The organism is Gordonia marina (assembly GCF_052036135.1).
In the GTDB taxonomy this organism is placed as follows: Bacteria; Actinomycetota; Actinomycetes; order Mycobacteriales; family Mycobacteriaceae; genus Gordonia.
The window spans coordinates 1-22297 of record NZ_JBPSDN010000034.1 but is presented as its reverse complement, the minus strand read 5'-3'; the positions used below and the strand labels follow the sequence as shown (position 1 = coordinate 22297).

General features: G+C 71.2%; 14 protein-coding genes, 1 pseudogene and 1 riboswitch. Of the genes and pseudogenes, 3 read left to right on the top strand and 12 right to left on the bottom strand.

What is annotated here, in order from left to right; translation table 11 throughout:
* Nucleotides 1-28 precede the first annotated feature (28 nt).
* Nucleotides 29-580: an MOSC domain-containing protein gene (locus tag ACSEEN_RS17450; RefSeq protein WP_440713871.1), complete on the bottom strand. Its 552-nt coding sequence runs from the start codon at nt 578-580 to the stop codon at nt 29-31.
* Nucleotides 581-629: 49 nt separating this feature from the next.
* Between ACSEEN_RS17450 and ACSEEN_RS17445 the strand changes: the two genes are divergently transcribed.
* Nucleotides 630-1256, top strand: a complete 627-nt coding sequence (locus tag ACSEEN_RS17445) for a TetR/AcrR family transcriptional regulator (RefSeq protein ID WP_247864161.1) — start codon at nt 630-632, stop codon at nt 1254-1256.
* Complete coding sequence (locus tag ACSEEN_RS17440; protein WP_247864162.1) at nt 1253-2905, top strand: MDR family MFS transporter; 1653 nt, start codon at nt 1253-1255, stop codon at nt 2903-2905. The genes ACSEEN_RS17445 and ACSEEN_RS17440 overlap by 4 nt, the downstream gene beginning before the upstream one ends.
* A gap of 71 nt (nt 2906-2976) precedes the next feature.
* On the opposite strand, the gene ACSEEN_RS17435 is transcribed toward ACSEEN_RS17440, so the two are convergent.
* Nucleotides 2977-3876: a VOC family protein gene (locus ACSEEN_RS17435; protein WP_247864163.1), complete on the bottom strand. Its 900-nt coding sequence runs from the start codon at nt 3874-3876 to the stop codon at nt 2977-2979.
* Between the two features lie 95 nt (nt 3877-3971).
* Here ACSEEN_RS17435 and ACSEEN_RS17430 point away from each other — a divergent pair, with 95 nt between their 5' ends.
* Nucleotides 3972-4703 (top strand): hypothetical protein, encoded by a 732-nt coding sequence (locus ACSEEN_RS17430; RefSeq protein WP_440713870.1) that lies wholly within the window; start codon nt 3972-3974, stop codon nt 4701-4703.
* A gap of 7 nt (nt 4704-4710) precedes the next feature.
* Here ACSEEN_RS17430 and ACSEEN_RS17425 read toward each other — a convergent pair whose 3' ends face one another.
* The 10 genes and pseudogenes from ACSEEN_RS17425 to ACSEEN_RS17380 all read right to left on the bottom strand — a co-directional run.
* Nucleotides 4711-5487 (bottom strand): 3-oxoacyl-ACP reductase, encoded by a 777-nt coding sequence (locus tag ACSEEN_RS17425; RefSeq protein ID WP_371306789.1) that lies wholly within the window; start codon nt 5485-5487, stop codon nt 4711-4713.
* Nucleotides 5488-5573: 86 nt separating this feature from the next.
* Nucleotides 5574-5687: riboswitch (TPP riboswitch) on the bottom strand.
* 52 nt (nt 5688-5739) lie between these two features.
* Entirely contained in the window at nt 5740-6660 is a 921-nt protein-coding gene (locus ACSEEN_RS17420; RefSeq protein ID WP_440713869.1) for a hypothetical protein, read from the bottom strand.
* A gap of 17 nt (nt 6661-6677) precedes the next feature.
* Nucleotides 6678-8411, bottom strand: coding sequence for a hypothetical protein (locus ACSEEN_RS17415; RefSeq protein ID WP_440713868.1), 1734 nt, complete (start codon nt 8409-8411; stop codon nt 6678-6680).
* The gene (locus tag ACSEEN_RS17410; RefSeq protein WP_440713867.1) at nt 8411-13102 is read right to left on the bottom strand and encodes a hypothetical protein; all 4692 of its coding nucleotides are present in this window, start codon (nt 13100-13102) and stop codon (nt 8411-8413) included. The genes ACSEEN_RS17415 and ACSEEN_RS17410 overlap by 1 nt, the downstream gene beginning before the upstream one ends.
* 25 nt (nt 13103-13127) lie before the next feature.
* Nucleotides 13128-16886 carry a hypothetical protein gene (locus ACSEEN_RS17405; protein ID WP_440713866.1) on the bottom strand — a complete coding sequence of 1253 codons (3759 nt, stop codon included), beginning with the start codon at nt 16884-16886 and terminating at the stop codon, nt 13128-13130.
* The gene (locus tag ACSEEN_RS17400) at nt 16886-18907 is read right to left on the bottom strand and encodes a DUF6603 domain-containing protein (protein WP_440713865.1); all 2022 of its coding nucleotides are present in this window, start codon (nt 18905-18907) and stop codon (nt 16886-16888) included. The genes ACSEEN_RS17405 and ACSEEN_RS17400 overlap by 1 nt, the downstream gene beginning before the upstream one ends.
* Nucleotides 18908-18923: 16 nt before the next feature.
* On the bottom strand, nt 18924-19778 hold the full coding sequence (locus ACSEEN_RS17395) for a hypothetical protein (RefSeq protein WP_440713864.1): 855 nt from the start codon (nt 19776-19778) through the stop codon (nt 18924-18926).
* 18 nt (nt 19779-19796) lie between these two features.
* Complete coding sequence (locus ACSEEN_RS17390) at nt 19797-20705, bottom strand: peptidoglycan-binding domain-containing protein (protein ID WP_440713863.1); 909 nt, start codon at nt 20703-20705, stop codon at nt 19797-19799.
* 59 nt (nt 20706-20764) lie between these two features.
* Nucleotides 20765-21538 carry a peptidoglycan-binding protein gene (locus tag ACSEEN_RS17385; protein ID WP_440713862.1) on the bottom strand — a complete coding sequence of 258 codons (774 nt, stop codon included), beginning with the start codon at nt 21536-21538 and terminating at the stop codon, nt 20765-20767.
* Between the two features lie 639 nt (nt 21539-22177).
* Nucleotides 22178-22297 (bottom strand): annotated as a pseudogene (locus ACSEEN_RS17380) (IS30 family transposase); the annotation flags it as partial.

Sequence of the window (22297 nt, the reverse complement as noted above, 5' to 3'; positions counted from 1 at the left end):
TAGGGCGCAGGTCAGCCGAATCCGGCACTCACCCCGGGACGAGCGCCTCCGCGACGGTCGGCGCGCCGTCCACGCGGGCGATCAGGTCGATCGCGTCACCCGCCGCGACCGGCCCCGCGTCGACCACCCGCAGATAGGCTCCCGGACGCCCGGCCTGCAGGAATCGCTTGACCCAGCCGCGCTCGTCGGCGCCGCCGACCCAACGTGCGAAGGTCTGGCACGGGATCCGCGGCCCGGTCACCTCGACCACCAGCCGCTCACCGATCCGCCAGCGGTCACCGATCCGGGCACCGGACACGTCCAGGCCCGACACCCGCAGGTTCTCACCGAACCAGCCGGGCGGCGTGGGGCGCGACAGCTCGCCGGACCAGTACTCGGCGTCCTCGGCCGCGTAGGCGTACACCGCCTTGTCGAGCCCGCCGTGGTGTTTGCGGTCGGCCTGGACGTCCGCGTACAGGCCGTACGGTCCGGCCTTCACCGGCCCGGTCACCGGCTGTTTGTCGATGGCGGTCACGCCGACCGCGCCGGGGTCGGGCCGCAATCGATGGACCACGCAGACGTCGAGAACCAATCCGGGCATGACGAACAGCCTACTTGCCAGTTTCTTGCACTAGTGCAATACTGCACTAGTGCAAGAAACTACGACCAGCCCGCGTGAACAGAAGCGCGCCGAGACACTCCGGCGCATTCACGACGCCGCCGTCGAGCTGACCCTGCGCGACGGGCTCGCCGCCGCGACGGTCAGCGACATCGCCGAACGCGCCGGCGTCTCCCGTCGTACGTTCTTCAACTACTTCCCCACCAAGGAAGACGCCGTCCTCGGCATCTCGGAGCCGCGCATTCCACCGCACGCGCTGGAGTCGTTCCTCCACCCGGCTCCCCCGGCCGGCGACGACGCGGGGGCCGATCGCTTCGCGCAGGCCCTCGAACTGACGGTGACCACCTTGGCCTCCGTCGGACCCCGCCCGAGTCAGGACATCGCGGTCATCGTCGGCCGGTACCCGGAACTCATCAACCGGATCCGATCCCATCGCGACGCGACGCAACAACTGCTCGTCGACGCGCTCACCGAGCGCCTGGCCCAGCAGCACAGCCCGGCGAGCGCCGCCGACAGCGCCCGCGCCCTGATCCTGCTCTCCGGCGCCGTACTCCGCTTCGCGCACGGCGACGACCCCGGACCGTTCGACGATCCCGACCCCGCCGCCGTCAAGAACGCCATGACCGCCTTCCGCAACGCTCTGAAAGATCTCGCATGACCCAGCCCGTATCCGGCAAGAACCGGAACATCCTCTTCCTCTTCATCGGCCTGATGATCACCATGCTGATGGCCTCCCTCAACCAGACCGTGCTATCGACCGCACTGCCGACCATCGTCGGACAGCTCAACGGCGTCGAGCAGATGACCTGGGTGATCACCGCCTACATCCTCGCCAGCACCATCGTGATGCCGGTCTACGGCCGCATCAGCGACCTCCTCGGCCGCAAACCGGTGATCCTCGCGGCCATCGGCATCTTCATCGTGGGCTCGATCGTCGGTGGCCTCGCGCCGAACATCGACGTCCTGATCGCCGCCCGCGTCCTGCAGGGACTCGGCGGCGGCGGTCTGATGATCCTGTCGCAGGCGGCCATCGCCGACGTCGTCCCGGCCCGCGACCGCGGCCGCTACATGGGCGCCATCGGTGCCGTCTTCGCCGTCTCCTCGGTCGCCGGACCGCTGCTCGGCGGCTGGCTGACCGACGGCCCCGGCTGGCGCTGGGCGTTCTGGGTCAACATCCCGCTGGGTGTCCTCGCTCTCGCCGCCTGCTTGGTCTTCCTCAAGCTGCCCGCGGTGGAGCGCACCGAGCGCCCGAAGCTCGACTACCTCGGCATGAGCCTGATCGCCGCGGCCACCACCATGCTCGTCCTGGTCTGCACCTGGGGCGGCGGACAGTACGCCTGGGGTTCCCCGCAGATCATCGGCCTGATCGTGGCGACCGTCGCCGCGGCCGCGGCCTTCTGCTGGGCCGAGACCCGTGCCGAGAATCCGGTGATCCCGCTGGCCCTGTTCACCGACCGCAACTTCACCCTGAGCACCATCGCCGCGCTGATGATCGGCGTCGCCATGTTCGGCGCGCTCGGCTACATGCCGACCTACATCCAGATGGTCACCCACGTCACCGCGACACACGCCGGTCTGTTGATGATCCCGATGATGGGCGGCCTGCTGGTGGCCTCCATCGGTTCCGGCCGCGTGGTCAGCGCCACCGGCAAGTACAAGGCGTTCCCGATCGTCGGTTCGGTGATCATCGCCGTCGGCCTCGGTCTGCTGTCGACCCTGCGCGTCGAGAGCCCGACCTGGCTGATGTGCACCTACCTCGCCGTTCTGGGCGTCGGTATCGGCCTCGCTCTGCAGATCCTGACGCTGATCGTGCAGAACTCGTTCCCACTGCGGATCGTCGGCACCGCGACGGCGTCGATGAACTACTTCCGCCAGGTCGGCGCCACCCTGGGCTCGGCGATCGTCGGCTCCATCTTCACCTCGCGCCTGGTCGACGCCATCATGGGGCGGATGGCCTCCGGCGAGTTGCCCGCCGAGGGCGGCGAGAGCACCCTGAAGCAGCTCACCCCCTCGGTGGTGAACGGCCTGCCCGAGGCGGTACGCCAGCCGATCATCCACGCCTACAACGGCGCGCTGCTGCCGATCTTCCTGTGCCTGGTGCCGCTCGCGGTGATCGCACTGATCGCGCTGCTGTTCATCGAGCCGAAGCCGCTGGCCACCAGCGTGCAGAAGGAAGCGCCGGCCGAGTCCCTCGCCGAGGGCCAGCTGCTGGAGATGGTCGACGACGGCGACGGCATCACCGCCTTCGGCGGTCCGGCGACCGGCGCGTCCGCCGATGACGGCGCCCGCGAACCCGTTCGGGTCTGACGGCTCCCGGAACCACCCATGACCGACGGCCGCGCCGACTCGCGCGGCCGTCGGTCATACCGGCGAAGCGCTCAGGGAAGCGGGAGATCGGCCAGCACGATCTTCTTCATGCCCAGCATCGCCCGGTACGCCTCCGGCGTGACCATCCGCTCGCCCAGGTCGCCCGGCACCACCTGCCAGCTGACACCGAACTCGTCGGCGCACCATCCGCACTGCTCGGCCTCGGGGACCGCCGAGAGCGCCGCCCAGAGCCGGTCGATCTCCTCTTGGCCGTCGCAGTTCACCTGGAACGACACGCCGCAGGTGAACGAGAAGTCCTGCGGCTCGATCGAGTCCATCGCGGTGAACCACTGGCCGGCCAGCCGGAAGTCGCCCCACATCACCGAATCGGGGCGCACCGCACCGGTGGTCGTCGAATAGTCGACCACCATGCCGATCCCGGAATCGGGGAACAGACCGGTGTACTTGGTGATCGCCGCCCGCGCCCGGTTCTGCGCGGGGCCGCAGAACAGCAGCGACGGCATCACGAACGGGCGCGTCTCTCCGTCGGGATTGTTCAACAGCAGTTGCCAGGTGACGCCGTAGCGGTCGCGGACCCAGCCGTGGCGCGGGCTGAACGGGTACTCGCCGAGTTCCCGGACCACCTCGCCGCCGTCGACCAGGCCGGCCCACACCGCGTCGAGCGTGCCGGCGGCGTCGGGGTCGCGGTCGGGGTCGAAGTTCAGCAGGAAGGTGATCGACTCGTTGGGGCTGAATTCGGGCCCGGCGTTGATCAGCATCAGCTGGTAGCCGTCGATCACCACCTCGGCCATCAGTGGTTTCCCGGCCATCTCGCGCTGGAAGTCCGGCAGCCCCTCGTCGGGGTAGCGGGCGATCACCGCGCCCCGCGTGCGGGGGAAGACGGACGCGTAGAACGCCGCGGCCTCTTCGGCGGTGCCGTTGCACCAGATGTTCGGGACGATCTTCGCCATGGCGGCCTCCGGGCTCGAGTGGTGTGCGTCTCCATTGTGCGTGTCCGCCGTCACCGATTGTCGATCATGCCAACGTTCGTTGTATCGTTTGGGCCATGAGCAGCGTGGCCGACCTCGGGGCTCGACGACTCTCCGCCGTCGCCGATCAGGCATCGTCACTGGTCAACCGTGCCGCCGATGCGGCGACCCAGGCCGCAGCGCGCCCGGCGAGCAAGGCCCTCGAGGTGGCCCGCTCCTACGCGCCGGTGCAGCCGCCGCAGATTCCCGCCGAGGGCGTGAGCGCCGCCAACAAGCTGCTCCGCCAGCTCGGCATCAACGCCTTCACCCCCACGCTCGGTTTCAGCACCGATCTGACGCTCCCGATCGGCGTCGGCGGCGCCGTGGCCGGCCCGTACACGCCGGGCGTCGGCAACCTCAGCGTCGCCGGTTTCAGTCTCAACGCGGTCCGCCGCGGTGAGATCCTCTGCGGATTCGTGCCGGTCGGCGGGATCTTCGCCGATTTCGGCGACAAGTCGGGCATCCATGTCGCCTGGCTGAACCTGAACACGCTGCGCGGCGGGTTCGACACCCCGCTCGGCGGTCTCATCGACACCGTGCTCGACGCCGTCGTCAGCCATGCCAAGGCCGCCCCGATCCCGGCGACGGCCTACTCCACGCCCGTCAGCGCCCTCAAACGCGCCCTCGCGGTGATCCCGTCGAACGGGGTGCGCGGCGGCGTCGTCGAAACCGGTCCCGGCCTGGTGCTCTGCGCCATCTACGGCACCGTCAAACGCGGCGGCACCACGTACGTGTTCTTCCCGTCGTTCGGTCTCACCGAAGCGCACTGAACCCGGCTCAGCCCTTCACCAGGCCGCCGTCGACGATCAGGTTCTGACCGGTCACTCCGCGCGCCCACGGCGAGGCGAAGAACAGTGCGGCGTCGGCGAGCTGTTCCGGCGTCGTGACCGTACGCAGCGGGGTGCCCGCGGCGATGGCATCGAACACCGGCTCCGGGGTGGCCGCCGACGCATCCGTGGTGCGGAGCAGTCCGCCCGAGATCATGTTGACCGTGATTCCGCGCGGTCCGAGATCGTCGGCAAAGGTCCGCGTCAGCGAGAGCAGCGCCGCCTTCGCGGCGGTGTAGTCGTGGTAGGGCACCACGGGATGCTGGAACAGGTTGGTGCCGATATTGATCACCCGGCCGAAGCCCGCGTCGGCCATAGCCGGCACGGCCGACTGAATCACGTTGAGCGAGCCTTCCACGGAACCGGCGAACTGAGCCGCGAACTCCGGGTATCCGATGGTGTCCGCGGGTGATCGGGCGTCGCCGTTGAAGGTGAAGTGGGCGAGAGCATTGTTGACGACCGTGGTCACCGGTTCACCGAAGTGATCGGCCGCGCCGGCCATCATCGCCTCGACGTCCGCGCGGTCGCGGACGTCGGCACGCACCGGCAGCGCCGACGCCGGGAACTCGGCGGCAAGCGCCTCGGCCGCACGCTTCGACGAGTGGTAGTCGATCACCACGCGGGCGCCTTCGCGGAGGAAGGCGCGGCTCAGGGCGGCGCCGAGTCCTCGCGCGCCGCCGGTCACGACGACGATCTGTTCAGACAGGGACCGTACCGGGAATGCCATATCGGGTGCCTCTCGGGCGTCGGGCGAGAGACTGCCGTGTCGCCCGGCGCCGACCGGGCCGCAGTGACGACCCGCAGATCATCGCGGAACGCCGAACGTGACAATCCCTTCGCCAGTGCTAACTGGATCAGGTTCGACGGGTGTCATCTCAGCCGATGCACGCTCCGGAGAGAGCGCGACCGGCACCCCGTGTCGCTCCGCCATCCCATCACGGACGCCGCCGTCGCACAAGGCGGTCGGTCGCACGGAAACTCAGACCTCCAGCGCCACCTGGGCGATCAGCGCCGGGATGTCCGGATCGTCGTAGGTGAACCGGGTGCCCTCCACCGTGCCCTCGACCCGCTCGATGCCGTTCAGCAGGCACTGCCACTGGTCGTCCGACAGGTCGGCGAGCACGGTCGACGCCGGCACTCCCGCGGCAGCGGCGACGTCGGCCGCGTACTGCTCGGGCGAATTGCGGCCGTCACCGTGCGGCGCGTACTTCTGGAACGTCGCCTCGATGGTGCGGGGCAGGTAGCCGTTCCGTTGCAGCCACGGGCGGATCGCCGCGAAGCCGGTGTCGTGATCCGGGAAGATCATGAAGTCGTGCCAGTTCAGCTTGCCGGGGAACTGATCGTACGAGCCCCCGTCGCTGGTCAGGTTCCCCGGATTGTTGTTGAGCCACGCGTAGGTCCCCTTCCCGCCGAGCAACTGCGGCTGCCCCATGCGCAGTTCGGTGTCGTACAGGACGACGTTGAAGATGTGCTTGCCGTTGTCGCAGTAGTCGTTCCGGTCGCCCGGGTTGGACGTCGGGAACCAGGTGCGGCGCGGGATGTTCCGCGCCGTGCAGACCTGCGGCCCCGCGATGGCCCGGTCGTTGCCCTGGCCGTCGTAGTACCAGAGGTGATCGCCGGCCACGAGCGGCACGGGCGGCTGACCCGTCGCATCGATGACCGCACCGATCTTCGCGAGCGTCGCTCCGCCCGGGTCCACCCGGCCGTCCGCGACGGGCAGGTCCTGCAGTTCCTGGAATCGTTCGATCGCGGCGATCAGCTCATCGGGCGTCGACGGCTGCTCCGCCGCCCCGCCCCGATCCGGCCCGATCTCGGCCAACGCCGCTCCGATGCTCTCGACGTCCGCCGGGAAGTTCTTGCCGCCGCGCCCGACGCTGCCCGCAATGGTGATCGTTGTCATGTCTTCCTCCTGGTGATTCAGCTGTTCCGGTTGTTCGGTGTGGTGTCGTCGAAGCGCAGGCCGGACGAGGCCTCCCCGCGCCACAGGTCTTTCTGCCGACCCCGCCAGACCCAGGTCCGGCCGTCCGGGGTGCGGCAGAGCTGGTCCTGCACCCGGACGCGAATGCCCTCCGGCGGGATCTCCTCGTCCCGGATTCCGCGGCCACGCAGTTCGGCGACCAGGTCGCCGAACGCGGAGCGCAGCTCGTCGGTGGCCGTGTCGAACATCCGCGCGGGCAGCAGGAACCGGCCGTCGTTCGGCTGGGTCGCCACCAGCGGGGTCCAGCTCCGCGGGACGGGCGTCGAGAGCCGCCACACCAGTTCGGCGTCCGCGCTGTTCGCCGGTGGTGGCTCGAAGTCGGCGAGCGACCAGTCCCGGGTCACCGGCCGTCCACTCGGCCCCGGCACCGCCTGTTCGACGGCCCAGGCCAGGTTGGCCCCCTCGTCGCGCTGGAAGCACACGTCCTCACTCGGCGCCGAGGTCAGCGAGGCGAGCACGCTCGGGAGCACCGCGATGTACGACGGCGCCGAGCCCGCCCCACCGTCGGGCTCGGCGCGGTACTGCCGCCCGAAGCGGCTCGTCTGCTCGCCCGCCGCGGTGCCGGCCAGGGTCGCGAACCCGAAAGTGTCGCGCACCACCACCCAGTCCACCCGGGCGACCGCCCCGACCGGCACCTCCACCGGTGCGAGATACCAGTCGGGGCTGAACACCGTGGCGAAGTCGACGGCGAGGATCTTGACCAGGTCGGTCGACCCGCCACCGACCCGGCCGAGACTCACCCGGCGGTCCTCGAACTCCCAGAACCGGTCGGCGGGCATCGACGGATAGCTCAGCGGTGCCGGCAGCAGCGACACGATGCGCGTCCCGGTACCGGGACCGCCGGTCAGGTCGGCGGCCCAGTCCGGCACCGGATCCACGGCGTCGACCTGCGCCCACGACACTCCGCTGCCGTCGTATTCGCTTCCGGCGAGCACGACCGGTCCGGTCGGCTCGGCGACCCCCGTTCCGCCGTCGGGAAGCGGCGGGGCGGCGAGCGCGAACGAGTACTCCAGCCGGTCGCCGATCCAGCTGTCCGGCGCCGCGACGGCACCGATGCCCCATTCGGCGTCCATCGCCGTCCGCCACCGCGCGACCACCTCCGCGAGGTCGGCGCCGCTGTCGCCGGTCACTTCCGGGGGCAGGCCGCCGTGCTGGTCGAGGTACGCGAGGACTCGGACGCCGTCGACGGTCCGCGATCCGGTCAGAAGGGTGCGGTACAGGTCGTCATCGGGGCCGGCGGCCTCCGCCGGGCGCGTGGTCTCGGAAATGAAGGCGAACGCCGGATAGTCCCGGATCCGCTCGGCGGCGGCCGGATCGGCTTCGGCGACGCGGTCGAGAAGCGCCCGGCCCGCGCGGACCGCCGCCGCCCACGGTGTGCGCGCGGGATCGTCGGGAGTGAGCGTGTTCTGGCGTTCCACGAGCCGTTCGACGGGTTCGCCGTCCTCCGCGAGGTCCACCGTCGTGGCCGGGCCGCTGCCCGACGCCCGGAAGCGTGCGAACGGCGACCAGCTCGCCTGGACGTCGAGCGAAACGGGGGTGCCGCCGTCGTCGCCGGTCAGCTCGCCCAGTTGCCACTGCCGGAGCAGGAACCAGAGCGGATCGGCGACGGCCGCGGCCAGTCCCTCGTCGACGGCGGTGGTGGCGCAGTGCGGTTCGATGCGGGCCCAGCTCATCACCGGACTCCTTTCAGGAGATTGGCCTTGCGGACCGCGTTCGGGATGTCGAGGCGGAGAAGCGGCCCGGAGGTGGTCGGCACCAGCGAGTCGATGCTCGGGTCCGGGTTGCCCACCGGCAGGTAGGTGAGCGGCAGGTAGGCGTCGAGTCCGACGGTCTCCAGCGCGGTCAGATCCACCGACCGCAGCCGCGCCAGGTCCATCGCCTCGTGAACGGTCTCGGTGAGCAGGTCGCTCCCCCAGCTTCCGGCGGCGGCCGGCTGGACGGCCAGCAGGATCGACTGCGGCGGGCGCGCGTTCGGCGCGTTGTAGTGCACGGCCAGCCCGGTGGTGACGGTCGGTTCCGGCAGCACCTCGGCCACCTCGTCGAGCACCAGGCCGTGCAGCGTGCCGGGTCCCGGATCGCCGGCGACGACGACGTGCGCGGTCGGCTCGGCCGGACGGCGCCAGCGGCGGAGCTCGTTGACCGGGCCGTCGCCGTCGTTCTCGGCCGGCCCGAGCGGCCCGCCGAGCCACGCGAGACCGTCCTCGCACGGGAGGTGATGCGGTATCAGGCCACCGGCCGCCCGCCCGGCGGCCTGCTGGAAGAGCCGCAGGTCGTCGTAGGCGGCGAGCGGACCGCGCACCCGTCCGAGGCGGGCGAGCCATTCGCTCACCTCGTGCGGCGCGACGCCGGGCACCCGGCGCTCCGCGAGCCCGTGGTCCACCGCGATCGCCGGGACCACGGCCTCGCCGCCGAGCCTGCGCACGATCTTGGTGAGGACAGTCAGCGCCGACGGATGGTGGGCCAGGAGTTCCAGGCCGCGTGCCGCGTTCGCGGTGTCGACGGCCCGGTCGAGCGGGGACACCCCGGGCGGCAGCGCCGCGGCGTCCGGCTGGGCGCGCTGCACCTCGTCGAGCACATCGAGAACGAGTTGCTGCGCGGCGATCGCGCAGGTCAGTGCGGCCTCGGTGGTGACGGTGCCGCCGGTGGCCTCGGCGGCCGCGGGCAGTGCTCCGGGGATCGCCCAGCCGCGCAGCGGCGCGATCAGCGCGACGGGCACCCGCGGCGGCTGCTGTCCGTCCGGGCCGGGTGCGGTGGCCGTCGACACCGCCGCTGCCGCGGCCGCCAGCGCGCTCACCTGCGCGGCGATCTCGCCGGCGATCCGGGTCAGCTCGCCGACGGCCGGTCCCGGCACCTCGGCCACCACGCCGGCCGTCTCGGCGGTCGCCGGCTGATCGGGCAGGACCACGTCGGCGGGGATCACCGGCCGGGCCGTCGACAGCGTCCGGTAGATCGCCTCGGCCATGGCCAGCGTCGTCTCCGGGAGTTCGGCCCGCGCGGCGATCCGCCGCCGCTCACCGCCGCGGACCGACTCGCAGACCACGTCGAGTGCGCAGAGGCCGAGGGTGTCGAGGGTCGACTGTTCGGTACCGCGGGTGATCGGGATCCCGGTGGCGGCACCGAGGATCGAGCGGACCCAGCGCTCGGTCTCCGCGGCCAGCCGGGCGCGCGGCGCGTCGTCGCGCCAGCCCGCATCGTCCGGCGACGCCGGGCGGTCCAGGGCCAGGATCACCCGGTGAGTGATCGTGAGACCCGATCGCGGCTCGTCGGCGACCTGCGGGCGGGGCGCGTGGGCACCCTGGGCCAGCGCCGTGAACGACCCCGCCGCGTTCTCGATCCGGCCGTTGGCCAGCTGGTAGACGCCGTCGGCGAGCAGCAGGTCGGACATCGAGTCCACCACCTCGGTGAGTTCGGCGCGGGCCGCGCGCAGCGCGGCCGCCGACGACGGGTCGCCGCCGAGCGCCGCGATCTCGGCATCGGTGGCCCGGTGCAGCGCGAGGCCGTCGAGCACCGCCGACGGGGCCGCATCGGGGGTGGTGGCCGACGGCGGTGTCCGTGGGAATCGCGCACGCAAGTCGGCGATCAGCGCGTACGCCTTCCGCTCCTGCAGCACGCGTTCGGCGCGGTAGCCGAGCAGCGCGTCCAGGCTCTGTCCTTGCGCGAGGGCATCGAACAGGTCGAGCGCCAGCCGGGTACGCCGGGACGTCAGGTCGATCTTGGCGAGCGGGTCGGCCGCGTCCGATGCCGCCAGTTCCCCGGCGCGCAGCACTCCCGAGGTGATCGCCTGCGGGATCGACGGCGCGTGGACGAAGCCGGCGCCGGCACGGGGCGCACGCATCGGCGACGCCGGGCCGGCCGGTTCGCCACCGGCGAGGTGGTCGGCCCAGCCGTTCGGTGCCGTCGCCGGCACCACCGGCTCGGGGGCCAGGTCGAGCAGGACTCCCCATGCCCCGAGGTGGGTGCCGGTCGCGGCGGTGGCGCGCTGCGCGGTGAGCCGGGCCGACGCGAGGGAGGTGTACCAGGCGTCGAGCCGGGTCGCGGTGATGTCCAGCGCCTCACCGACCAGTCGTTCCCAGTCGTCGGTGGTGTAGCCGTGCGCCTCGGCGAGCGTGCACAGCGTGGTCAGGGCCCGGCGCGAGGAGCCGTTGTTCACCGCGAGCTTCGCGGTTCCCACCTCGACCGCGTCGGTGGCGCGGGCCACCTTGTCGATCAGATCGGCGGGGCTCGACGCCCCGTACTTCTCCGCCGCGTGGTGGATCTCGGGGTCGGCGGTGAGGTGCGTGAGGTCGACGTTCAGGTGAGCGGACAACGCCAGGCTGGATCCGATCGCCGCGGGGTGACCGGGCGCCGCGGCCACCGGCCGGTACACGCTGCGGTCGCCGATCAGGTCGTAGGTCGTCACCAGTTCCGCCGGCGCGTCGCTGAGCGGTTCGAGACCCGGCAGATCCACCAGTTCGACGGCCAGCCGCATCAGGTCCAGGCCCATGCCGACGTCGAGTGCCTTGGTGGCGAGCACGTAGAGCAGATCCGGCGACGCCGGCCCCTCCTTCCCGGCCGGGGCGAGCAGTCCCCGCAGGTACTCCGCAGTTCCGGGCCGCGAGTCCGTCGCCTCGTCGACTCCGGTCGCCACGTGCTGGATCATCTGTTGTTCACGGCCGACGTGCAGGGGTGCGAACAGGGTCTGGTTGAGGATCGGGAGCAGGTTCAGCGAGGTGATGAAGCGCCGGGCGACCTCGAGGACCCGTTCCGTCACGTCGTCCCGGTTCGCGAGATCGGCGGCCAGGCCCGAGCCGCTCCCGGACGCTTTGGCCTGTCCGAAGGCCGCGGTGATGCCGTCGGTGATGCTGCGTACCCGGTATCCGCCGGGATGCGCGACCGGCGACCGGCCGAGGATCTGGGCGATGCGGTCACTGACGTCGCCGGTCCCGGCCGCGGACCCGGCGACGGTCACCAGGCTCCGGGCAGCCGCCTGCTCGAAGAACCACCGCAACTTCTTGAGCAGGGCGACCAGTCCGGCGAGTTCGGCCGGGTCGGACGGCAGCGGCTCCCAGCGGCGCGGCGCCAGCACCGGCAGCACCCCGTACGGCTGCGCGCCGACGCGGACCACCGGGAGCGGACCGCGGGCGCGCACGTGCTGCGCCACATGTCCGGCGGCGAAGTCGCGCAGCGTGTTGAGGCGTCCCTGCGCCAGGACGGGATTCCCCTTGCCCGCCGCGTTGGGCTGGCCCAGGTGAGCGATCGCCTCGCCCAGCAGGATCGGGAAGAGCGCCGTGTTCATCGCGCCGGCCGCGTCCCCGTCGGCGTTGGCGTAGCCGTCGACACCGCTGAGCACGCCGGTGTCGAGGCCGAGTGCGCGTTCGAGCCGCCGGCCGTCGGGCCCGTCGCCGGTGACGACGGCGGTGCCGCGCTCATCGGGCGCGGACCGCCCCGTCAGCAGCCGGTGTCCGGTGTAGACGTCGGGGGTGGAGGTGTATCCGGACCGGCGATCGTCGAGCTGGTTGGTGGGCGTGCCCTGCCGCACCAGTCCGCAGCGGCCGGCGGCGGCGTCCCGGGTCAGCAGACCGGCCAGTTCGTCGGCGAGCTGGACCGGCCCGCGGTCGGGGCTCTCGGAGACCACGCCGACGACGGTCAGTCGTGACAGCCGGGTGGCCGGCGACTGATCGGGCAGGTCGATCTCGGCGGCCATGCCGATCTCGCAGGCCCGCCGGAAGTCGACCAGCCACGCGATCTCCTCGTCGTCGCCCAGCGGCCGGGGATCGGTGGCCGACAGGCCCGGCGCCTCCGGGTCGGGACCGGTCTTCAGATCGCCCGGCACGCGTGGCAGGTAGTGCGTGAACACCGTCCGGCCGTCCACCTGACCGGTGATCACCCAGGCGTCCGGGAGCAGCCGGGCGACGGGCGCACCGTGCCGCGGCTCCTCGACGGGTGCCGCGCCGTCCCGGGTGGCCTCGGCGACCGGCACCGCGCGTTCGAGGCCGACGTGGCGGACCAGGACCTCCCAGGCCCGGAAACCGAGGGCATCGGCTTCCACGCTCAGGCGCGCCGCCCGCTCCGCGTCGGTCAGGCCGGTGAGCGCACCGGCCGCGGTCAGTTCGGCTTCCGCGACGGCCGGTGCGGCGCCGAGCGCGTCCCAGTACTCGCGGCCGGCGGCCACCTCGGCGGGCCAGTACCCGGCACCGGTCTGCGCGACGGTCAGGTCGTCGGGGTAGATCCGGACGAGCAGCGTCCGCGTCGCGGCGGTACCGGGCGACGCACCCTCGGCGAGGCGCGACGAGAATCTGGTCTCGAGGCGGATCGGCAGCAGCGTGACGGGATAGGCCGGGTCCAGGTCGGTCCACAGTCCGTCCGGGGGCGGTGTCGGCTTCATCGGGATCTCCTCGGATCGACGGTTGTCAGGCGATGTACTGGGTGGCGAGCAACAGCATGCGGAAGGGCTTGCGGAACAGCGCGGCGCCGACCTCGGCGCTACTGGCGCCGAGGAAGCCGTCGCCGCTGCTCAGGTGTGGGCCGGCGACCCCGGCCCACGACCAGTCGTCCGACCTCTCCCACGGGTCTTTCGCGGCGGTGTCCCGCTGCTTGTTGGCGACGTGCGGCGCACCGCGCGGCGACTCGACCAGACCGAACCGGGCGTCGTGCGCCGGTTCCTGCAGGGAGATGAACCAGCCGTCCGCGCCGGTCGGGCTCACCGAGTTCTGTTCGGCGGTCAGCCGCGCGGGATCCAGCGGCAGCACGAAGTAGAAGACGTCACCGCCGATCGGGCCGGACGAGATCGGTCGGATCTCCTCGGCGAGAGTGAAGGCCGCCGAGCCGTCGTGCACGGCCGCCTCGCCTTTGACCAGCGAGACGAGCGTCCCCGGGTAGCGGCGCAGCAGCTCGCCGCGGACCAGCACCGCGATCAGCGGGCCGCCTCCGCCCGCGCGATGCTCCCCCAGATCGCGACCACCCCAGCCGTCCATGGCGGTGATGTCCTCGACGCCCGGCCAGAACGACCGGAAGCAGGTGCCGCGCTGGTCCGTCGGATAGCCGCGCCACAGCAGTTCACGGGCCATTTCGTGGTTCGCACCGGCCAAGACGCTCTCGACGAACCGCGTGTTGACCGCCAGCAGGGACACCGAATCGGACGGCACCTGGTCGACGCCGCCGAGCATCCAGTTCTTGTCGAGTTCCGTCAGCCGTGCGGCGACCGGGTCGGCGAAACGCGGCGCGGCCTGCGCCGGATGGAACACGGAGGCGCGGCGCACCGCCCCGTCCGCCGGGCCGATCTGGACCGCCCAGTCGATCATCTTGGTGTAGGCGGCGAGCGGTTCCATCCCGGCGGTGAGGGTGGCTGCCGCCGACACCGGGGTCACCGTCTCCAGGTCGCCGATGCCGGGACTGAGCGCGGCGGCGGCGACGTCCCACTTCACCACGCTCGCGACCGCGTCCCCGAGCCGGCGAGCGGTGCCGGCATCGAACTGCGGAAGCAGCGCCAGCGTGCGCGTTTCGGTGTCGGGCAGGCCGAGCAGGCTCATCGCGCTCGACTGCAGGGCGGTGCTGACCGACAGCTGCTCGTCGAAGTCGTCCCCCCAGGCGACACGGGTGATCGACGACGCCGCTGCGGAGACCGGCGCGCGGTCGATCCGCGCCACCACCTGCGCGACCGGCAGGGCGTCGCCGTCGGATCCGTCGAGGACCGAGCGGAGCGCCCGCGACACCTTGCCCAGGTCGAGCTGGACGGTGTCGGCGTGGTGCTCGCCGGCCTTGACCACGACGACCGAAGCGTCGGCGTCCTGGCCCTGCGCGATGATCTCATCGAAGATGCCCGACGCCGGGACCGGCCCCGAGCCGGTGATGGTGTGTATGCCGACCAGCGGACTGGCGGCGAACGTCGGGAACTCCCACGCACCGAGGTCGGTGAGTTTGGGTCCGATGCGCGTGAGGTCGAGTCCGGTGCCGATCCGGCCGGTGGTCATCACATGCGATCCGGTGATCTTCGTGCCGATCTTGTCGGTACCGGTGACCCCCGTACCCTCGGTGAACCCCGCGCCCTCGGTGAGCCCCGGCCCCTCCGTGAACGCCCCTTTTCCGGCGATCTTCGTGACGTGCCCCGTCTCGATCGTCGCGGCGTGCCCGATCTTCGTGGTGGGCGCCGTGTCGATCTTCGCCGCGCCGGCCAGCTTGACGGTGACCACTTTGGTGAGCACGCTGGAGCCTTCTGCGGCGGCCAGTTCGGGCCGCTGGAAGAGGTCGGGCACCGCGAACTGTGACCGGTCGACGGTGATCCCGGCCAGGCCGATCCGGTCCTTCACCGCGTCGGTGAGCACGATGCCCGGCGCGAACGGCGTGAGGCCCGGCTCCGCCGCCGGGTTGATCTTGCCGCCGAGTTCCTTGATGGTCGCGGCGACGTCGAAGACCTGGTCGACCAGTTTTCGCGGATCCTCGCCGCCGAGTTGCTTGCGGAAGTCGTCGCGCATCCGGGGGTCTTCGCTGAGGTCGACCAGCACCTGATGGTCGATGCCGCGGGTGCCGGTGATCGTGGCCGGCAGCACCGTGTCGGCGCCGGTGGCGAACTTGCCGGCGAGCGCCACCACGATGCTGTTCTGTGAGAGGGCCGCCGCGGGTGTCTTCGCGATCGCGGCGACGCCGTAACGGGCGACGCGGCTCATCGCGGGCGACACCAGTGCCGGTGAGACGGTGCTCTTGTCGAGGGTGGCGAGCATGGTCTCGCCGCCGTCGACGCGGATGCGGGCCGCGGCCGGCGACAGCAGTGCGAACGCCTCACCTTCCGGGAGTGCGGTGACCCTGCGGTGGAGTTGCGCCGCCGACAGCGCGTACAGCCCGGCCCAGCGCGCCAGCCGGTTCGCGTCGACGACGCTTTGCAACTGCGTCCACGCCTGCGTCATCAGTTCTTCCTGGTCGCGGCGCACCACCCCGACGCCGACGCCCGCGGCGATCCGCGCGGCCGGGTCGAGATTGAGTTGTTCCAGCCAGGTCGGCCGTCCGGCCGGATCGGCAGTACCGGACAGCGGCGACTGCCGGACGGCGGTGGCGCACGCCGCCCACTGCCCGTACAGCGGCGGGCCGACGATCGGATCGTCGCTCGTCTGGCCGGCGCCGACGTCGACCAGGGCGGCGAGCTTGCTGTGCAGGATCTGCGCCGACGCCGGCGGCGTCACCGCGAGCGGATCGAACGACGACCGCGGGATCGACCCGAGCGCCTGGTGCGTCTCCGGATCGCGCGGGATGCGTGTCAGGACGGTCGGGACCGTGGCGACGCCGTCGAACGTGGCCTCCGGCGCCTCGGTGTACATGCGGGAGGCCACCGCTTCGATCGCGACCGATCGTGTGCCGATCTGTGCCGACACCGCGGAGCCGACGGGGTGGAGCCGGCGGCACAGCGTCTTGAAGTCGCCCGCGGCGCCGGTGTGGAAGGTCCACTCGGCGTACACCGGAAGTTCCAGCCCCGCGGACGGCTGCCACAGGTCGCCGGACAGCGTCCCCGGAATCCCGAGGCCGACCGCGACCCCGGCCTGGTACGTGGGCACCAGCGCCGCCACGTATTCGGTGTCCGGGAGCAGCCTCGTCGGGCAGACGATCCTGGACGCGGCGCCCGGCTCCGCGCGCGACAGCATGTCGGCGCCCCGTCCGAGGTCGGCGTTCTCGGTTCTGGCCTGCACGTGCGCGAAGGCCGCCGTCGCTGCGGGTGCCGGAACGGAGTCCGCGGACGGCAGGGTGATCATCCGGCGGCACGGGGCGTCGACGGGTGCAGGCCCGATCGGCCCGAACCGGTCGCGCGGCAGCACGATCAGCATCAGCCAGGGCGTCAGCGCGTCGGCGGGCCCGGTCGGCGCCAGGCTGAGCAGCCACGGCATGTCCGGGTGGGCGAACTCGATGGCCGCGAGATAGTTGGGCTCCTGGCGCTGATCCCCCTCCTCGGGTGTGCGGCGGACGATCTGGCCGGGCGCCACTCCGATCACGTCGGCCGGGCCGAGCAGCGCGAACGACGGCGACTGCGCGACATCGGTGCGGTCGCTCGGGCCGGCGTGCGCGGAGACGGTGACCGCCATCTGCACCCGGCGGTTCACCCCGCTCGCGGTGATCCCGGCATCCGTGGCGGCGCCCAGTCCACGCCGGGACCACGACCCGAATTGCAGCGTCGAATAGGTCTCCATCACAGCGTCTCCCAGATCGGGACCACCTGCAGCCGGGCTGCGGCGGTGAACGGCATCGTGGTCAGTGCGGCACCGAGGCTCGCCGTGTCGCGGGTCGTGACCGCGGTGGCGAGGTGCTCTGCCGCCGCCAGATCGTGCTTGTTCGCGATCGTCGACTGCGCCGGATCCCGCACGGTCAGGTAGGTGCCGGCCGACTCGGCGAGCCGGGTCGGGAGAGCGACGCCGACCGCCACCATGTCGAAGGCCAGCAGGCCGGACGGCAGGCCGTGCACCTCGGTCTCGACGGTGCTGACGTCGCGCGCCACCATCGTCCCGGTCCGCGCTTCCTGATGGTTGAGCACGAAGCCGTCCGGGTAGGTCGCGTATCCGGCACTGGTCAACTGCTTGTCGTCGTCGAGCGCCAGGAATTGGCCGGGCGCGAACTTGCCGTGGCTCACCGTCGTGTCACCGGCGGTCTGCGCGTTCAGCACGGTCTCCTCGGGCAGCGGTAGCCCGTCCATCCGGGTGATCGGCGTGCCCAGCGGGACCGCGTTCTGCCGGAAGTTCAGCGTCGTCATCGGATGCAGCAGCGCCGCCTCGGCGGGCCGGGGCCGTCGTTGCACCAGTTCGGGCTGGGAGGTGCTCAGATCGGTCCAGTTCGCGGGCACCCCGACCTGGTCGCGCAGGGCCGCGAGCGGGTCGCGCCCGGGCGGCAGGGCGTCGGCGGTCGACGACCCCCAGGTGATCTCCGGGAGGGTGACGGTGACCTTCCAGAACAGCACGTGAACGCTGGCGCGGCCGCGGATACGCCAGGGCGCCGGCCCGGAGAAGTGCCCGGACAGCGTGACGCTGCCGACGCTGAAGTCCGCGCAATCGATGCTGACGTGCGCTTCGAGATCGGCGGTGAAGGCGAAGGGGCTCAGCGTCATCAGCGCGTCGAAGCTGAATCCGCCGGAGATCCCGAAGCCGCCGATTCCGGCATGCAGGTCGGCGGCGGCACCGAACTGGACCGAGTTGGACGTCACCGCGAGGTACGCGCCGAGGCGGACACGCAGGAACGGGCCGGGTGAGAGTTCCGCGCCGATCCGCGCCAGTTCCGGGCGGCCGGGTTCGCGGTACTGCGGGTGGAATCCGCCGGCGGACAGTTCGAAGAGCGGGTCGTCGCCGCCGCGGATGCGCAGCGACAGGTCGCCGGTGACGGCGAGTCCGACGATGCTGGAACCGGCGAGACTGGCCTGGATCGACAGGCCGGCGCCGGTGATGGAGCCGAGGATCGTGGCCCGCAGGTCGATGAGCGCCAGGTCCTCGTGCGGCAGCGTGATGGCGACCTTGCCGAGGAGGTAGACGTTCGCGTCGCTGATCAGCACGGCGACCGACGCGGAGACGAGAGTCGGGGTGCCCCAGCCGAGTTTGAGCATCGGCCCGACGACGGTCGAGCCCGGCGACGGCGGGAAGCAGGTGCCCAGGGCCGGGAGGAGTCGCGGCGCATCGGCCACCGCGTGGCGCGGGAACATCAGGTCGCCCAGGACGCCGGCGTGCAGCGCCTGTTCCAGGGCGTTGCGGTCGGCGCGCCGGTTGATGCCGACGATGCCGCCGACCCCGACGAGGGTGAAGCCGAAGGACAGCTGAATCGGCGGGGTGAACGTGCCGGTCAGCATCACCAGGACCGAGGGGGCCCCGTCGTGGGGCAGGGTCAGGATGCCGAAGCCGTCGACACTGAGCGGGCCGAGGTCGGCGGAGAGCGCCCCGCTCCACGTGTCGCCGTCGTGGCTGAAGTAGCCGCCACCGGTGACCGGCGGCAGCGCGATCGAGGCCAGCGCCCCGGACGGGTAGATCGGTTCGGCGCGGGCGTCGAGCCGCGGTCCGTCGTCGTCGAGCACCAGCAGCAGCACCGCCTTCGCGCCCATCCGGTCGACGGCGAAGGTGATCCCCGGTATCTCGTTCACCTCGGCCCCGACCACCAGGGCCACCTCCAGCGACGACGACGTCCCGGCGACACTGCCGCCCAGTTCGAGTTCGGCGTGTGCGTGTGATCCGCTCATGATCGGTCTCTCCTCGTCAGTGGGCGGCGCCGAGGGAGAACCTCGGCGAGTGTTGCGACGCGAGTTCCAGCGACGGCGAGTAGTCGACCGCCGCGATGTTCACCATCGAGCCGAACGGTCCCAGGAGCGCCGACGGGTCGACGTCGGCGTGAACTCCGCTGTGCTGGTCGTCGCCGATGCCCAGCGTCACCGCGTACGCGGGGCCGTCCGGGCCCGCCGTCAGGGCGACGCGGGCCGAAAGCGGGCCGACGAGCAGGTGCGCGACGTCCGGCGGTGCCTTGATCGGATCGGTCAGCGGTGTCCAGGAGATCGACGCCGTGAGGTCTCCGCCGGGGTCCGGCACCGCGAGGGCACCGCCGAACGGCCACCGGAACTCCGCCTTTCCGGTGCTGCTGCACGTGACGCTCAGGGCCTCAGTGTGCGGCACGCCGGCGGTCATCTGCGCGCTGGTACGCAGGATGATCCCCTGCGCCGCTTGGGAAGTCGAGGTCTCGCGCAACGCCACCGCGAGCGTGGCACTCCCCCCGCCCGGCCCGACGTCGTCCGGCGTGTAGGTGATGCCGATGGCCCGCGCCCAGGCGGTCCCGGCGACGTCGCCGCCGTCGATCACCTCGACCCGCATGTGCTCGGGGTCGAGTTCGGCGACCTTCACCAGAATCAGGATCAGCAACGACACCCAGTCCGGATGCTCCACCGCGTCGCGCAGTGCCTGGAGGGTGTCGCCTGCGGTCTTCTCGGCGTCCTGTCGTGCCGCGTCGAACAGTTCGGCGACCCGGTCGGGGGCCTGCGCCGCCTGCCCGGCGATCGACGACAGCAGGTCGGTCACCACCGCACCCAGGTCTTCGGGGCGTTCGATCGGCGTGGCGTTCATCGGTCGGCTCCGTATCGCTCAGGCCCGGGCGAGCCGCTGCATCAGCTCGTCCCAGTACGGCCCGCGCTGCAGGCTGCCGATCCGGTCGCTGAGATCGCGGGCGGTGATCACGCCGTCCTTGTTGGTGTCGAGACCCGGGTTCGCCGTGTACGCCCACGCGTACGGGCCCGCCTTTCCGCAGATCGCGGCGTCTTCGTCGGTACCGGCGAGCGTCGCCGGGAGGAAGGTCGCCTGGTACATCCGGCCGGCCGACGTCAGGTACTTCCGGTAGCCCCAGTAGTAGCGCCGCACGTACGGGAGCTGGGCCACCGCGCTCAGCTTCTTGAACTCGTCCGGTCCTCCGGCGAACTGGTACTCCTTGAGTCGGTCCGGCATGAACTGGATCAGCCCGGTGGCCTTCGACGTCGGATGCTGCGCCCACGGCTTCACCCCGCTCTCGCTGTTCATCACGCCGAGCAGGTCGACCGGAGAGCAGTTCATCTCGGCGCACAGCGCTTTGAGGTCGGTGAAGAACTGGTCGGAGAGATGGCTCGTCTTCGACGTGCCGGACGGTGTCGGGCCGTCGGGCTTGACCGGATTCACCGGTCCGGGCGTCGGCGACGACTTCTCGTAGGCGACCATCTCCCGGTCGAGTGCACCCATCGTTCCGGGGCCCACCACCGGGTCGGCGGGCGACAGGTGCCAGTCCCGTTTGAATGCGGCGACGGCGCTGCCGGTCTCACCCCCGAAGCCGCCGTCGGCGCCGTACTTCGGCATCGGATAGCCGAGGGCGATCAGCGCCTGCTGAACCTTCGTCACGGCGGGGCCGCTCGACAACACCGGTGCCGGCGACGGCGGGGTGCCTTTCGCGGCGAGCCGGAGCGAACCGTCCAGCACCCGGGCCAGATCCTGGTCGCCGGCGAAGATCTTGCTCTGCAATGAAGCCATTTCGGGGTCCTCCTGGAATTCGGTGGTTCTGCGCGGCGACGGCCGCTTGTGTCGGGCTGCTACGACTGGCTGGTGATGCCGCGGGCGCTGAGCGCCGCGCTCAGCGCGGCACGGGTGTTGGGGCCGGCCACGCCGTCGGCGGTGAGCCCGGCGCCGGACTGGAACGCGCGCACCGCCGCGGTCGTCCGCGGGCCCGGGATGCCGTCGGGCGTCCCGGGGTCGTAGCCGAGCGCGACGAGCGCCAGCTGCACACCCAGCACGGTCCGCAGGTCGATGATCGACGACGGCGTCGGACCCGACGACGGGCCGGAACCCTCTCCGTCGATCGACGGCGCCGATCCGTCCTGGTGAAAGGTCACCGTGCACTCCGCATCGGACCCCACCGTCCGGTCGAACCACGAGTACAGGTTGACGCCCTGGTATTTGGTGCCGATGATCTCGACCAGCGCGAGGTGGACGTGCGGGGAGCCCGCGACCGGCACCAGCGTCCCGAGGTACTGGCCGCGAGAGATCGTCGCGCCGGGCTTCACCTCCGCGGGTACCTCCCGGAAGTGCGTGTAGAAGCCGCCCATCCGGTCGTCGGGCGAGCGGACGAACAGTTCCGCGCCGAAGAACTTGCCGGAGGTCTTATCGATGTTCCCGGTGTTGAACCGCGTGACGTGCCCGTCGAACGCCGCGTACACCGGCGTCCCGCCCGGCGCGCCCAGGTCCATCCCGTAGCCGATGTACCACTCGGCGGCGAAGCTGTGTCCGCCGACGCCCGGACCCCCGTAGTTCTGGGTCCGGCCGCCCGTGCGGATCGGATTCGACAACTGCATCTCGAAAGCGGGCATGAGATTCCTCCTCGAACCTGGCGTGGTCGCCGTGTCTGGTTCAAGTGTTGGATCCCCCGGCCCCGGCGGATCGAGTAGTGCACTACCCGATCTTCAGCGGCATCGGGCCCCGCGCATCGAGTGGCGTTGTCGGCGGCCCGCCGACATACCGGTCGAGGTACACGCCGGTCGAGCGGAGTCGAGATCACCCTCGCCCATCAGCCCGGTGCAGCCGATTGCGGCGCGCAGACGCTCGGTGTTGTGCCAGTGCCGGCAACGCGGTCTCGCGCTCGGTCTCGGCCCTGCCGGTCCACGACCGGGTCCGGACGACGTCGATCAGCTCAGAACACGCCGATCGCTATACCGTGCTGGTACACGGGCAGATCGGGACTACCGGAGAACTCTTCCCGGTGAGCGCCGATATAGTCGACGATCACCACCTGTTCACAGATCGGCCTAGGTACTTTGGAATCGAATAGTAGTTCAATTGTGGAGATCATCGACTCGTACCCGCGTGAAGTCGAATATGAAATAGTGAAAGGTCACCCGTACGTTGCAGTGACGCGTATCGATCCTCCGCTAGACAGGGACGAGGTTGAGCGCGTTTGGAGTGATCGGGCGCTGCCCGGGCAGCTCCGCGAACTCTGGACGACGGCGGTGTCAACTCGTGGAAGCAACGTTGTCCTTCAGTAGGCGTTCGAAGACTTCCCGTGGAGTGTAGAAGCCCAGGCACTGCCGTGGCCGCTCGTTGAGCTCGCGGGCGATCGCTTCGAGGTACAG

Excerpts from the sequence above, each read along its gene's own strand:
- ACSEEN_RS17450 (WP_440713871.1), bottom strand. The coding sequence starts at position 580 with ATGCCCGGATTGGTTCTCGACGTCTGCGTGGTCCATCGATTGCGGCCC.
- ACSEEN_RS17440 (WP_247864162.1), top strand. The coding sequence starts at position 1,253 with ATGACCCAGCCCGTATCCGGCAAGAACCGGAACATCCTCTTCCTCTTC.
- ACSEEN_RS17435 (WP_247864163.1), bottom strand. The coding sequence starts at position 3,876 with ATGGCGAAGATCGTCCCGAACATCTGGTGCAACGGCACCGCCGAAGAG.
- ACSEEN_RS17430 (WP_440713870.1), top strand. The coding sequence starts at position 3,972 with ATGAGCAGCGTGGCCGACCTCGGGGCTCGACGACTCTCCGCCGTCGCC.
- ACSEEN_RS17425 (WP_371306789.1), bottom strand. The coding sequence starts at position 5,487 with ATGGCATTCCCGGTACGGTCCCTGTCTGAACAGATCGTCGTCGTGACC.
- ACSEEN_RS17420 (WP_440713869.1), bottom strand. The coding sequence starts at position 6,660 with ATGACAACGATCACCATTGCGGGCAGCGTCGGGCGCGGCGGCAAGAAC.
- ACSEEN_RS17415 (WP_440713868.1), bottom strand. The coding sequence starts at position 8,411 with ATGAGCTGGGCCCGCATCGAACCGCACTGCGCCACCACCGCCGTCGAC.
- ACSEEN_RS17410 (WP_440713867.1), bottom strand. The coding sequence starts at position 13,102 with ATGAAGCCGACACCGCCCCCGGACGGACTGTGGACCGACCTGGACCCG.
- ACSEEN_RS17405 (WP_440713866.1), bottom strand. The coding sequence starts at position 16,886 with ATGGAGACCTATTCGACGCTGCAATTCGGGTCGTGGTCCCGGCGTGGA.
- ACSEEN_RS17400 (WP_440713865.1), bottom strand. The coding sequence starts at position 18,907 with ATGAGCGGATCACACGCACACGCCGAACTCGAACTGGGCGGCAGTGTC.
- ACSEEN_RS17395 (WP_440713864.1), bottom strand. The coding sequence starts at position 19,778 with ATGAACGCCACGCCGATCGAACGCCCCGAAGACCTGGGTGCGGTGGTG.
- ACSEEN_RS17390 (WP_440713863.1), bottom strand. The coding sequence starts at position 20,705 with ATGGCTTCATTGCAGAGCAAGATCTTCGCCGGCGACCAGGATCTGGCC.
- ACSEEN_RS17385 (WP_440713862.1), bottom strand. The coding sequence starts at position 21,538 with ATGCCCGCTTTCGAGATGCAGTTGTCGAATCCGATCCGCACGGGCGGC.